This is a genomic window from Microbacterium sp. As-52 (assembly GCF_049949185.1).
Taxonomy (GTDB): Bacteria; Actinomycetota; Actinomycetes; order Actinomycetales; family Microbacteriaceae; genus Microbacterium; species Microbacterium maritypicum_A.
On the sequence record NZ_CP188171.1, the window covers coordinates 885,570 to 897,647 of the forward strand.

Here is a 12,078-nt window from a genome sequence, read left to right on the forward strand (position 1 = left end):
GTGTGTCGCAGAGAGGATGCGGAGACCAGGGCGCGCCGCCCCGACGACCCCGTCACCGGAAGGCAGACTGGTGGGGGACGCTGCGGAAGGAGAGCAATGAGTTTGATCCGGGGATACGACCAGGACACCCTCCGCGAGAAGGTCGATCTCGATGAGTGCGAGGCACGACTCGCGGAGATCGATTCGCAGCGCAGTCTGCCCGCTCTGCTGGAGCGCGTGTGGCTGCTGAAAGTGCTCGACCGCCTCGACGAGGCGCTCGCGCTGGCCGATGAGACGGTGCGTCAGGCGCGCATGGCCGGCACCCGGAAGGACGTTCTGCGCGCCCGCGTGCTGCACGCCACGATCCTGCAGTATCGGGGCGCGCACGCCGCAGCCGAACAGGAGCTCTCGACCTGCGCGACCGAGGCGGAGGGGCAGCGCTGGCTGTCGATCGCCGCGTTCGCGTACCAGCACCACGGCAAGAACGCCTACGACGCAGGCGACTACGAGACCGCCAGGGAGAGCTTCAAGCAGTCGTTGTTCCTCCGGCGTGAGTCGGGTGCGGAAGACCGCGAGCTCGAGACAGCGCTCCTGGCCATCGAGGCTGTCGAGCGGCGCCGCCCGCCGCAGCTCATCGCGGGCTGAGTCTTCGTGCCACCGCGATGTCGGCGGCATGGCTTAGCCTGATCGCATGGCGGAACTCGACCGTGTGCGCGTCTGGGGCGAAGCACTGATCAAGCTGCACCTCGACGACAGCTGGTCGTTCGGCTTCGACAACGCCAAGCGGCGGGCCGGGCAGTGCGACTACACGAAGAAGCGCATCACCGTGTCCCGCTATCTCGCCGCACGCTTCGAAGACGACGACATCCATCAGGTGCTGCTGCATGAGGTCGCGCACGCCCTCGCCGGTCACGCCGCTGCGCATGGTCCCGCGTGGAAGCGCGTCGCCCGTGATCTCGGCTACGTCGGGGGAACGACCCACCACGGTGAGACGGCCGTGGAGCTCGCCCCCTGGGTGGGCAGCTGCCCCGCAGGTCACGTCACCTACCGGCACCGCCGCCCGACGAGACCGACATCGTGCGCCCGGTGCTCGCGCACATTCGACTCCCGTCATCTCTTCGCCTGGACCCGACGGGAGATCTCGACCGACGTGCGCCTCGCCGCGCAGATGCCGCGCTGACCGCGGCTCAGCCCTTCGGCTCGTCGCGGCTCTCCGCATCGGTCGTCAGTGCTGCGCCGGGTTCGACGGCCGCGCCGGAATCGACCACTGCGCCGGAATCGACCGCCGCGCCGGATTCCACGGTCACATCGGCAGCGCTGCGCCGACGACGCAGCAGGGCTGCGATCGCGCGCCAGCCGACCAGGAACGCCCCGAGCACGAGCGTCGCCACGATGATGAACGGCAGCTCCGCCGTGTCGCCGCTGAGCACACGGATGAGCATCCCACCCGCGACCGTGACGACCCACACCACTGCGCCCCATGGCAGCGACCAGGGACGACGGGGTCGGCCGGGCAGCAGCGCGGCGAGGAGATGGCCCACGAGCAGAGCGATCAGGAACGGCCATGCCGTGAGCAGGAACCCCGCAGGGTTCTCATCGTGGGACGCGCGACCGATCGCGGCGAAGATCAGCACGAGCACGACATCGACGACGACAGCGGGAAGGTACCTCATGCCACGACCCTACGTGCCCGCGGCCGTGTCGGCGCCTGCCCCGCGGTGACCGGCGGAGATCTCCGTGTCGGGAGGATGTCCTGCGGCCGCGCGTCCGCCCGTCGGGGAGAAATCCTCCGAACGGGGTGGGCATGCGCATCAGTCGAAGCGGACGAACGATCCCTCGTGGAGCACCGGGACGACGTCGACCGCATCGAGGACGGCGGCATCCGCCACGGAGGTCGGAATCAGACCCGATGCTTCGATGCGGGCGGTCGCGACGACGCCGGCGGCGAGCTCACGGCCGGATCCGCTCGCACCGATCATGTGCCGCACCGCGCCGCGCAGGGCGTGGAAGCCCTCGGCGGCGACCGCGGCGTCCGGAGCCGTGTGATCGATACCCCGATCCGAGAGCGCCGAGACGATCGCACCGGCCCCGAGCTGATCCTCGACGGCGAACCGCAGCGCACCCGCCTCATCCAGCTCGCCGGCCGCGATCACCGCGACAGAGGTGCGTGCCTGCCGTCGCTCCTGGATGGTCTGCACGGCCCGTGCGACGGCCGCCGCGTTGCGGATGCCGCCGACGAGCACCGTCGCCTCGGAGGGAGCCGCAGCGACGACGGCCGCCCCGTTCCGCGACCACCCCTCCGCCTCCGCGAGCGCGACCGCAGAGCCGGACGCCGTGGCATCGATGACCGTGGAGGAGAACCGCAGCACATCGACGACCACGACGACGTCGGCATCGGCGAGGCGGGCGAGACCCGCGGTGCCCCAGTCGAGGCGGACCTGATAGGTGGACTGATCGAACGGCGACGGCATCCGACAAGCCTAGAGGCGTCAGTCCGCCGCGAGCGCCTCGACCGGGGCCACCCTGGTCGCCAGTCGGGTGGGCGTCGCCGCCGCCACCAGCGTCAGCACCGCCGTCGCGACGACGATGATGGCGACGGGGATCCACGGGATCTGCGGAGCGATGAGTCCCGCGGGAACGAAGTCCGGCAGGGTCGGCACCGATCCGAGCAGCGACTGCGCGGCTATCCAGCCGTATGCCACGCCCAGGACGAGTCCCGTCAGCGTCGCGGCGACCGTGATGTGGGTCGCCTCCAGCAGCACCATCCGTCGCACCTGGCGATTGGACAGCCCGATCGAGCGCAGCAGCCCCAGTTCGCGACGACGCTGCACCACGCCGATAGTGAGCAGGTTTACGAGCCCGACCGCCGCGATCACGGCCGAGACGGCGACCAGCACCATCATCACCGCCGCAAAGGCGTCCATCGGGGCGAAGAACGCCGCAGGAACCTCTCCGGTGGTCTGGCTCATCATCAGCCGCTTGGCCGACTCGAGGGCCACGGCGAACATCGTCACCAAGGTCACGCCCATGACCACGCCGATCGCCATCCTCGACGAGCGTTCCGGGTAGCGCAGCGCATTCTCGGCCGCGAGACGAGCCGTCGCGCTCGATCCGAACATCCGCCCCACCAGGCGCAGCACCGGCGGCATGAACAGCACGGATCCGAGCGCGAGCCCCGTGAAGGAGAGCACACCGCCGAAGAAGGCGACGACGACCCCGAGCGGCGTGACGAGACCGATCAGCACCCCGCCCACGAGGAGCGCGGCACCGGCGACGAGCAGCACCCAGGCGCCGATGTGCCGACCCGGCGTGCCGGAGACATCATCGTGCGTGCGCTCGACAGACCCGCCGAGCGCCTGCAGAGGCGTGACCGACAGCACACGGCGGGAACCCGCCCATGCCGCCGCCCAGGTCGTGAGGGCGACGCCGATCGCCGGCAGCGCCACGAACGGCTGCGCGAGGGAGAAGTCGGTCGGGGCGTTGGCGATCAGCTGCCCGCCGACCTGCACCCCGACGACCGCGAGCACGAGACCCGCGAGCATGCCGACCGCCGCGCCGAGAAGCCCGACGACGAGCCCCTGCTTCCCGACCTGAGCCCGCTGCGAGCGCGCGGTCGCCCCGATCAGACGCATGAGCGCGATCTGACGGGTGCGTCCGGCGATGATCGTCGAGAAGGTGTTCGCGGTGACGATCGCGGCGACGTACATCGCGACGACCGTCAGCAGTACCGACAGCAGTGCGACGACGAAGGCGAGCGTCCCGCTGTCGCCGATGAAGGGATCGGCCTGCAGCACGGCGCCGATGTAGGCCGTGATCTCGACCAGGAGCACTCCGAACGCGGCGGACAGCGCGGCGACCAGGACGCTCGCGCCCATCCCCCGGTCTCGCAGCCAGGCCAGTCGAGGACCGGTCGCGCGGGTCTCGGGGACGACCGTGGCGACGGCGGTCACGCTGCCACCTCGGCGGCGAGCATGTAGGCCGAGATCTCTTCTGCGGTCTGACGCGGGTGGTCGGCGACGATGCGCCCGTCACCGAGGTAGAGCACGCGGTCGGCATGACTCGCGGCGATCGCGTCGTGCGTGACCATGGCGATCGACTGGCCGTGCTCGCGGCTCGCCGTCGCGAGCAGGCGCAGGACCTCGCGTCCGGTCTTCGAATCGAGGTTTCCGGTGGGCTCGTCCGCGAAGACCAGGTCCGGCGCGGTGGCCAGGGCTCGGGCGATCGCCACACGCTGCTGCTGGCCGCCGGACAGCTGGTGCGGACGGTGAGAGAGACGCGAGCCGAGTCCGAGGGTCTCGATCAGCCCGTCGATCCGCGCACGCTCGATCGCACTCGCCCGACGACCGTCGAGCTCGAACGGCAGCATGATGTTGCCGAGAGCGTCGAGCGTCGGCACGAGGTTGAAGGCCTGGAAGATGAAGCCGACCCGGCGACGACGCAGAATCGTGAGGTCGATGTCTCCGAGCCCCGTGATCTCGGTGTCACCGATCCACGCCCGTCCCTCGGTGGGGCTGTCGAGCCCCGCCATGATGTGCATCAGGGTGGACTTGCCGGAGCCCGATGGCCCCATGATGGCGGTGAACTGCCCGCGGCGGATGCCGACGCTGACGTCGTCCAGCGCATGGACGGTGCCCTCACCGGAGCCGTAGGTCTTCTTCAGGTGCTGGACGCGGGCGGCGAGCCCCAGGTCGGTGGTCGTGATCTCCATGCATCCGACGCTATTTCCGCGGTACCTCGCCGGTCATCGCTCCCTGGGACCCTTCCGCATACATCGCAAGGATGATCCGCGGACTCCGCCCGCGGAACGGCGTTCAGGCGAGGCCGTGCTCGAACGCGAAGACCACCAGCTGTACGCGGTCGCGCAGCGCGAGCTTGCTGAGGATGCGGCTGATGTGGGTCTTCACGGTCGCCTCGCTCAGGTACTCCCGGCCGGCGATCTCGGCGTTCGAGAGCCCCCGGGCGGCGAGCGCGAAGATCTCCCGCTCGCGGTCCGTGAGGTCGGCGTACTGCGGCGGCACGGGCTTGGGTGCTTCGGCGAAGTGCTCGAACAGGTCGCGTGTCGCGGCGGCGGCGATCACGCTCGAGCCCGAGTGCACCGTGCGGATCGCGGCGAGCAGGAACTCCGGATCGGCATCCTTGAGGAGGAAGCCGCTCGCGCCCTGCCGGATGGCCCGTGCCGCCGCTTCGTCGAGGTCGAACGTCGTGAGCATGACGACGCGCGGCGGTTCCGGGCGTGCCAGGATCTCGGCGGTCGCCGTGAGCCCGTCCATGACCGGCATCCGGATGTCCATCAGCACCACGTCGGGCCGGGTCGTGCGGACGACCTCGAGCGCCTCCTTGCCGTCGCCGGCTTCTCCGACGACTTCGAGGTCGGGCTGGGAGGCGACGAGCATGCGGATCCCGGCACGGAAGAGCGCCTGGTCGTCGACGAGCACGACTCTGATCATTCGGAGACTCCGATCGGGAGCGTGGCGTGGACGACGAACTGTGCCCCTCGGCGCTCGGCTTGCAGACTACCGCCGACGAGCTGCGCACGCTCGCGCATGCCGATGACACCGTGCCCGCCGGGAGACACCGTCGCTTCCCCCGTGACGGTGTTGCGCACATCGACGTCGACGCGGTCCGCGAGCCAGGCGAGGTGCACGTCGACCGCGCCGTCCCCATGCCGGATCGCGTTCGTGAGCGCTTCCTGCAGGATGCGGTAGACCGCGAGCTGGATGGCCGCCGGCGGCTCCCCCGGCGGCATCGGGTCGACGGTGACCCGCGGTTCGATTCCGGCCTGCCGCACCTGCGAGAACAGCGCTTCGAGGTCGGCGAGCGTGGGCTGCGGGCCGTCGCCCTGCCGGTGCCGCAGCTGTGTGAGCAGCATCCGCACGTCGCTCAAGGCGCCACGCGCCGTCTGGGCGATGGTGCCGAGCGCCTCGGTCGCGAGTTCGGGCTTCACCGCAGCCGCGTACCTGGCCCCGTCGGCCTGCGCGATCACCACCGCGAGCGAGTGGGCGACCACATCGTGCATGTCGCGCGCGATCCGCACCCGCTCCTGCTCCTCCGCGGCGAGCGACTCCGCCTGCAGCTGGGCCGACCGGGTGCGGCGAGCGCGCAGGACGACGCGCCACAGCAGCCCGCACACCCAGGCGAACCCGAGCGCCATGACGGAGACGACGAGCAGCAGTGTGCCCGCGCTGACCTTCTCCCACCCGCTGCCCGTGCCGAAGGCGACGCCGTTGACGATGACCATGAACACGGCAGCGACCAGGCCGCCGAACAGCGCCGAACCGAATCCCCACCAGAGCACGCGGCGTGTGCCCCAGGCGGAGGTGGCGTACAGCACGAGCAGGATCGCGATGTCGATCGGCAACGGTCCGAACCCGGAGAGCATCTGCAGCACGGCGCCGGCCCATGCGGCAACGAGCGCCCACCCGGGGGCGAGCCGGCCGATGGCGACGCCGCCCGACATCAGGACGCTCGCGATGACGATGCCAGCGACCGCTGCTCCCCCGATCGCGGTGTTCCCCGTTCCGGGCCCGTAGAACACCAGCGACATCGGCACGAGCACGAGGAAGAGCAGCGCCGCCCCGACGATGTCGAGGGTCAGCGCCGTACGAGAGAGCGGGCGGATCACTCCCCCACGCTACGCGAGGGGCCCTCGCGCCGGCATCCGTCGTGGGATGTATCCGCGTCCGTCAGGCGCGGGCGAGGATCTCGCCGTGCGGCACCAGATACCAGCCGTCGCCGTCGTCGGCCCAGCGCCTCCACGCATCGCTGATCTCCTGCAGATCGGCGCGCGTGGCCATGTCGCTGTCGACGAGCTGCCGCGCGAGGGCGGATTCGAGGATGCGGTCGGCCCACATCCCACCCCACCAGGCGCGCTCGGCGGGTGACGCGTAGCACCAGGTGGAGGCCGTCGCGGTGATATCGGTGAAGCCTGCGGCCCGCGCCCAGGACAGCAGACGGCGACCGGCATCCGGCTCGCCGCCGTTGGCTCGTGCGGCCGCACGGTACAGCGCCAGCCAGCGGTCGAGCTCGGGCAGCACGGGGAACCAGAGGAAGCCCGCGTAGTCGGCATCGCGCGCGGCGACGATCCCGCCGGGAACAGTGACGCGGCGCATCTCCCGAAATGCCTGCACCGGGTCGCCGACGTGCTGCAGCACCTGATGTGCGTGCACGACGTCGAAGGAGTCGTCGGCGAAGCCCAGTGCGTGCACGTCCTCGACCGAGAAGTCGAGGTTCGTCAGGCCCCGGTCGGCCGCGAGTCCCTGGGAGAGCGACAGCGCATCCTCGTCGATCTCGGTCGCGGTCACGTGCGCGACGATGCCGGCGAAGTCGACCGTGATGCTGCCGGGGCCCGCGCCGACATCGAGAAGGCGGGTCGTGGACGTGAGGTGGGGGCGGAGGTACGCGGCCGAGTTCGCGATGTCGCGCACGTTGTGCGAGCGGAGGACGGATTCGTGGTGTCCATGCGTGTACGAGGCCATGCGGTTCAGTCTGGCAGAGCCCGCCCTCAGCGCAGTCGCGCGACCATGCGGCGGATGGCCTCGCGGTCGGGTTTGCCGGAGGACAGCACCTCGATCTCGTCCACCATGATCAGACGAGCCGGTCGGGCATGCTTGCCGAGTTCGTTCTCGACCGCGTCGCGCGCCTGCGCGAGCTGCTCCGACTCGCTGCGACGCAGCACCTCGCCCCGGGCCGCGACGATCACGGACGCCTCGCCCCAGCGCTCGTCCTCCACGCCGACCACCACCGCCTCGTGCAGCCCCGCGATCCGGCGGACGACCCGCTCGACACGATCGAGCGAGATGTTGATCCCTCCGGACACGATCACGTTGTCGGCACGGCCGTGCACCCGGACGACACCGTCTTCGACGAGACCGAGATCCCCGGTCCGGTACCAGCGGATGCCGTGCTCGTCGCGCACGAACGTACGCGCGGTCAGCGATCCGTCACCGAGGTATCCCTCGGCGAGCATGGGGCCCGCGATACGCAGCTCGCCGTCGACCGTGCGCACGCCGACCGTGTCGAGAGGAACGCCGTCGTAGACGCAGCCGCCGCTGGTCTCGGTCGAACCGTAGGTGCGCACCAGACGCACCCCCAGATCGGCGGCACGCTCGCGCAACGGTTCGGGGAGCGATTGCCCGCCCACCAGGATCGCCCGGTAGGCCGTCAATGCGGCACGGACGGCGGTGTCGTCCGCGGCGTCGAGCAGAGTCGCGACCTGCGCCGGGACGAGCGACGTGAACAGCTCCGGGACCCCGGCCCCTGGCGATGGCCGCAGCATCTCGAGGGTCGCCTCGGCGAACGATGTCGGCGAGAAGCGGCCCTCGATCCGCGCGGGCTGCGTGTCCGCGAGGATCGAGCGGACCAGCACCTGCAGTCCCGCCACGTAGCCGGCGGGAAGGGCGAGCAGCCAGCGACCGCTCCCGATCCGCGCGGCCGTGGCCTCGGCGCTCGCCCGCAGGGCCTCCCCGCTGAGCGCGACCCGCTTCGGCACCCCACTCGACCCCGAGGTCGCGATCACGGCGGCGAGGCCGTCCGCCACGTCCTCCGGGGCGCCGGTCAGCATCCCGAGCCCCAGCGCCGGACCGCCGTCGAGCGCGCGCTGCAGGGCCTCTCGCAGGCGAACCGGATCTTCGGCATCCGTGGGGATCAGGGCGGTCATGCGCGTCTCCGACTCTGGGCTGCCCTGGTCAGTAGTGCCAGGGGAAGGACGACCAGTCCGGGTCGCGCTTCTCGAGGAACGAGTCGCGGCCCTCGACGGCTTCGTCGGTGCCGTAGGCGAGGCGGGTGGCCTCCCCCGCGAAGACCTGCTGGCCGACCAATCCGTCGTCGACCGCGTTGAAGGCGAACTTCAACATGCGGATCGCCGTGGGAGATTTCGTGAGTACGGTGCGCGCCATCTTCAGCGCCTCGCGCTCGAGCTCGGCATGCGGCACCACCCGGTTCACGGCGCCCATCTCGTAGGCACGCTGCGCCGAGTACTCCTCGGCGAGGAAGAACACCTCACGGGCGAACTTCTGACCGGTCTGACGGGCCATGTACGCCGAGCCGTAGCCGGCGTCGAAGCTGCCGACATCCGCATCGGTCTGCTTGAAGCGCGCCTCTTCGGCCGAGGCGATGGTGAGATCGCACACCACGTGCAGGGAATGTCCGCCACCGGCAGCCCATCCCGGCACCACCGCGATGACGACCTTGGGCATGAAGCGGATGAGGCGCTGCACTTCGAGGATGTGCAGCCGGCCGACCGCTGCGCGGCTCGCCCCGTCGACGATCGCCGTCTCCGCGTCGGAGTACTTGTACCCGTCACGACCGCGGATGCGCTGGTCGCCGCCGGAGCAGAACGCCCAGCCGCCGTCCTTCGGGCTCGGTCCGTTTCCCGTGAGCAGCACCGCGCCGATGCGCGCATCCTGCCGGGCGATGTCGAGTGCGCGATAGAGCTCGTCGACGGTGTGCGGACGGAAGGCGTTGCGCACCTCCGGCCGGTTGAACGCGATGCGTGCGACACCGCCGTCTCGCGAGACGTGAGCGGTGATGTCGGTGTAGTCCTCCGCCCCGGGCGCGAGCACCCATTCGGCCGGGTCGAACAGATCGGAGACGAAGGCGGTGGTCACGGCATCCAGCCTATTCCTCGCGCCCACGCCGCGCCCGCCAGGTCTTCATCCAGCCGTCGACGATGTCCCAACCGACGCCCACCGCGATGCCGAACCCCAACAGGACGGCGAGGATGCGGAACACCCCGCCTTCGTCGGCCGACTCCGCCTGCCCTGACGCGAACTCCTCCCCGCCTGCTGCGGTGATCTGCGCGAGGAACTCCGGATTCACCAGGTCACCGGTCAGCAGCAGCACGAGAACCCAGGCGAGGAACGCGACGGCGAGCACCGTGTTCACCACGGCCAGTCCGGTGCTCCAGCGTCCCCTGCGGTAGAGGACGACGGCGAACACCGCCTCCGCGACGATGAGCAGTAACAGGACGCCGATCCCCCACGGCCACAACTGCGGATTCAAGATCGGCAACGCCCCGCCGTCGACGTGGACGAAACCACGGAAGCGATCCCAGAGGAGAGCACCGATCGCGATGCCGAGGAAGACGAGCGAGGCGATCAGCTCACTCCGCCCCACTCCCTTCTCTGTCGGCTCCGGCAGCTGATCCAGATCCCACTTCTCGATCGCGGTCGTGCTGTTCGAGCGCTCGAGGATGACGAACACGAGCGTGGTCCAGAAGCAGATGTGCAGGATCGCACCACCGGTCGCGAGGATCGAGGTCGAGATGATCTCCCCGACGGGGGCGTTGGAGATGGTCTGTCCCAGCGCGACGCCGCCCAGAACGCAGACGGGAACGATCATCAGCAGCAGCTTGAGCAGCCGCCACCAGGTCAAGTAGAAGCGCGGCCCGATGAGGTAGAGCGGGCGATCCGCGTAGCCTGCGGCCAGGATTCCCGGGTCGCCGAGTTCGGTGAGCACTGCGCGCTCTGCCGACTCCGGTGCCTCCCCCTGCTCGACCCTGGCCTCGATCGCGTCGGCGATGGAGGCCTCGAGCTCAGCGCGGACGTCGGCTTGGGCGTCGGGGCGCAGACTGCGGATCGTCGCGCTGATGTAGCGCTCGGTGAGTGTGAACGTCGTGGTCATGTCAGTTCTCCTCTGCGGTGAGGGACGCGATCGCGGTGGTGAGTGATCGCCATTCGTCGGTGAGGGTGTCGGCGAGGCGGATGCCGGCGTCGGAGGTGCGGTAGAACTTGCGGGGCCGCGCCTCGTCGGTGTTCCACTCGCTCGTGAGGTACTCCTGCTTCTCCAGGCGGCGGAGCAGCGGATAGAGGGTGTTCGCGTCGGTAGCGAAGCCGCGCTGCTCGAGCTGCTCGAGCAGCGAATAGCCGTACCCCGGCGTGCGCAGCAGCTGCAGGCAGGCGAGCACCACGGTGCCGCGCCGCAGTTCCTGCAGGTGTGTGTCGAGCGTCTCGTTCATGACGATCACATTACTGTGCGTCACACACCATTGTCAATCACACATTTATGCGCGATCCAAGGCGAGACGAGAGAGCATCGAGACGGGAAAGTGTCGAGGCGGGAAAGTACCGTGGAGACATGACGCTCGAGATCACGCGCATCGACCCGTTCGACGCCGCTGCGGTGGATGCCTGGTGGGACGCCTATGCGTCCGCCGAGCGCGCAGACCGCGGGGACGACATCCCCGTCTGGTCCCGGGAGGAGACCCGCAGCGAGCTGCAGCAGGAGTCACGGGTCAACGAGCGGCGCGCCTTCCTGCTGCACGACGACGGCCTCGTCGTGGGTGCCGCGGGCCTCACCCTCCCACTGAAGGACAACACGCACGTCGCCTACGTCGACATCGATGTGCCCCTCGCGCGCCGACGGCGCGGAGTCGGGTCCGCCGCCCTCGCGTTCCTCGAAAGCGAAGCCGCGGCCGCCGGACGCACCACCGCGCAGGGCGACACCTCGTGGCGGTACGAGCTCGGCTCCGACGGTTCCGGCGACCCTGGCCGGGAGTTCGCTCGTCGACACGGCTACGCGCTCGCGCTCGGCGATGTGCAGAACAGGCTCGCACTTCCTGTCGCGCCGACAGTGCTCGACGGCATCGACGCCGACATCGCCGCCGCGATCCAGGGCTACACGATCCGCAGCTGGGTCGGGCCGGTACCGGATGATGTCGTCGAAGGCTGGGCGATCCTCGATGCCTCGATCGACACCGAAGCGCCCAGCGGCGATCTCGACATCGAACCCGCGAAGCCCGATGTGGAGAGCATCCGCGAGCACGAGGACCTCCTCATCCGGCAGAACCGTCTGTCGATCGGCACGATCGCCCTCGACCCACAGGGCGAGGCGGTCGCCTACACCCAGCTGGTCGTGTCGGGGGACGACGGCAACGCCTACCAGTGGGGAACACTCGTACGTCGCTCGGATCGCGGCCACCGCCTCGGCACCGCGGTGAAAATCGCCAATCTCCGCCTGCTGCAGCACGCGGCGCCGCAGGCACGGGCGGTCTATACCTACAACGCCGAGTCGAACGCCCACATGCTCGCCGTCAACACCCTGCTCGGGTTCGCCCCCACCGAGCGGATGGGCGAGTTGCAGAAACACCTGGCCTGACGTGCG

At 69.9% G+C, this 12,078-nt stretch carries 14 protein-coding genes; 3 read left to right on the forward strand and 11 right to left on the reverse strand.

What is annotated here, in order from left to right; all coding sequences use genetic code 11:
* The first annotated feature begins 96 nt into the window (after window positions 1-96).
* Both ACLFA2_RS04290 and ACLFA2_RS04295 read left to right on the forward strand, forming a co-directional pair.
* Entirely contained in the window at window positions 97-624 is a 528-nt protein-coding gene (locus ACLFA2_RS04290; RefSeq protein ID WP_021198999.1) for a hypothetical protein, read from the forward strand.
* Window positions 625-670: 46 nt separating this feature from the next.
* Window positions 671-1,159, forward strand: coding sequence for a SprT-like domain-containing protein (locus tag ACLFA2_RS04295; RefSeq protein ID WP_426622091.1), 489 nt, complete (start codon window positions 671-673; stop codon window positions 1,157-1,159).
* Between the two features lie 7 nt (window positions 1,160-1,166).
* On the opposite strand, the gene ACLFA2_RS04300 is transcribed toward ACLFA2_RS04295, so the two are convergent.
* From ACLFA2_RS04300 to ACLFA2_RS04350, 11 genes are all read right to left on the reverse strand, one after another.
* The gene (locus ACLFA2_RS04300) at window positions 1,167-1,652 is read right to left on the reverse strand and encodes a DUF3054 domain-containing protein (protein ID WP_021198997.1); all 486 of its coding nucleotides are present in this window, start codon (window positions 1,650-1,652) and stop codon (window positions 1,167-1,169) included.
* A gap of 138 nt (window positions 1,653-1,790) precedes the next feature.
* Window positions 1,791-2,450 (reverse strand): 2-phosphosulfolactate phosphatase, encoded by a 660-nt coding sequence (locus ACLFA2_RS04305; RefSeq protein WP_021198996.1) that lies wholly within the window; start codon window positions 2,448-2,450, stop codon window positions 1,791-1,793.
* An 18-nt stretch (window positions 2,451-2,468) separates the two neighbouring features.
* Entirely contained in the window at window positions 2,469-3,929 is a 1,461-nt protein-coding gene (locus tag ACLFA2_RS04310; protein WP_426622092.1) for an FtsX-like permease family protein, read from the reverse strand.
* Window positions 3,926-4,687 (reverse strand): ABC transporter ATP-binding protein, encoded by a 762-nt coding sequence (locus tag ACLFA2_RS04315; protein WP_426622093.1) that lies wholly within the window; start codon window positions 4,685-4,687, stop codon window positions 3,926-3,928. The genes ACLFA2_RS04310 and ACLFA2_RS04315 overlap by 4 nt, the downstream gene beginning before the upstream one ends.
* Before the next feature lie 103 nt (window positions 4,688-4,790).
* Window positions 4,791-5,426, reverse strand: coding sequence for a response regulator (locus tag ACLFA2_RS04320; protein ID WP_021198993.1), 636 nt, complete (start codon window positions 5,424-5,426; stop codon window positions 4,791-4,793).
* Window positions 5,423-6,601: a sensor histidine kinase gene (locus ACLFA2_RS04325; RefSeq protein ID WP_021198992.1), complete on the reverse strand. Its 1,179-nt coding sequence runs from the start codon at window positions 6,599-6,601 to the stop codon at window positions 5,423-5,425. Before ACLFA2_RS04325 ends, ACLFA2_RS04320 begins: the two co-directional genes overlap by 4 nt.
* A 61-nt stretch (window positions 6,602-6,662) precedes the next feature.
* Window positions 6,663-7,454: a class I SAM-dependent methyltransferase gene (locus tag ACLFA2_RS04330; RefSeq protein WP_021198991.1), complete on the reverse strand. Its 792-nt coding sequence runs from the start codon at window positions 7,452-7,454 to the stop codon at window positions 6,663-6,665.
* Between the two features lie 26 nt (window positions 7,455-7,480).
* The gene (locus tag ACLFA2_RS04335; protein WP_347124950.1) at window positions 7,481-8,635 is read right to left on the reverse strand and encodes an AMP-binding protein; all 1,155 of its coding nucleotides are present in this window, start codon (window positions 8,633-8,635) and stop codon (window positions 7,481-7,483) included.
* A gap of 28 nt (window positions 8,636-8,663) precedes the next feature.
* Window positions 8,664-9,584 carry a 1,4-dihydroxy-2-naphthoyl-CoA synthase gene (locus tag ACLFA2_RS04340; RefSeq protein ID WP_021198989.1) on the reverse strand — a complete coding sequence of 307 codons (921 nt, stop codon included), beginning with the start codon at window positions 9,582-9,584 and terminating at the stop codon, window positions 8,664-8,666.
* A 10-nt stretch (window positions 9,585-9,594) separates the two neighbouring features.
* On the reverse strand, window positions 9,595-10,599 hold the full coding sequence (locus tag ACLFA2_RS04345; protein WP_021198988.1) for a permease prefix domain 1-containing protein: 1,005 nt from the start codon (window positions 10,597-10,599) through the stop codon (window positions 9,595-9,597).
* 1 nt (window position 10,600) lies between these two features.
* A complete protein-coding gene (locus ACLFA2_RS04350; protein WP_029259789.1) occupies window positions 10,601-10,933 on the reverse strand; it encodes a PadR family transcriptional regulator in 333 nt (110 codons plus the stop codon).
* A gap of 119 nt (window positions 10,934-11,052) precedes the next feature.
* Between ACLFA2_RS04350 and ACLFA2_RS04355 the strand changes: the two genes are divergently transcribed.
* Window positions 11,053-12,072: a GNAT family N-acetyltransferase gene (locus ACLFA2_RS04355; RefSeq protein ID WP_426622094.1), complete on the forward strand. Its 1,020-nt coding sequence runs from the start codon at window positions 11,053-11,055 to the stop codon at window positions 12,070-12,072.
* Window positions 12,073-12,078: the final 6 nt, after the last annotated feature.

Bases quoted from the DNA above. Each gene is read 5' to 3' on its own strand.
- ACLFA2_RS04290 (WP_021198999.1), top strand. From the start codon at position 97: ATGAGTTTGATCCGGGGATACGACCAGGACACCCTCCGCGAGAAGGTC.
- ACLFA2_RS04295 (WP_426622091.1), top strand. From the start codon at position 671: ATGGCGGAACTCGACCGTGTGCGCGTCTGGGGCGAAGCACTGATCAAG.
- ACLFA2_RS04300 (WP_021198997.1), bottom strand. From the start codon at position 1,652: ATGAGGTACCTTCCCGCTGTCGTCGTCGATGTCGTGCTCGTGCTGATC.
- ACLFA2_RS04305 (WP_021198996.1), bottom strand. From the start codon at position 2,450: ATGCCGTCGCCGTTCGATCAGTCCACCTATCAGGTCCGCCTCGACTGG.
- ACLFA2_RS04315 (WP_426622093.1), bottom strand. From the start codon at position 4,687: ATGGAGATCACGACCACCGACCTGGGGCTCGCCGCCCGCGTCCAGCAC.
- ACLFA2_RS04320 (WP_021198993.1), bottom strand. From the start codon at position 5,426: ATGATCAGAGTCGTGCTCGTCGACGACCAGGCGCTCTTCCGTGCCGGG.
- ACLFA2_RS04330 (WP_021198991.1), bottom strand. From the start codon at position 7,454: ATGGCCTCGTACACGCATGGACACCACGAATCCGTCCTCCGCTCGCAC.
- ACLFA2_RS04335 (WP_347124950.1), bottom strand. From the start codon at position 8,635: ATGACCGCCCTGATCCCCACGGATGCCGAAGATCCGGTTCGCCTGCGA.
- ACLFA2_RS04345 (WP_021198988.1), bottom strand. From the start codon at position 10,599: ATGACCACGACGTTCACACTCACCGAGCGCTACATCAGCGCGACGATC.
- ACLFA2_RS04350 (WP_029259789.1), bottom strand. From the start codon at position 10,933: ATGAACGAGACGCTCGACACACACCTGCAGGAACTGCGGCGCGGCACC.
- ACLFA2_RS04355 (WP_426622094.1), top strand. From the start codon at position 11,053: ATGACGCTCGAGATCACGCGCATCGACCCGTTCGACGCCGCTGCGGTG.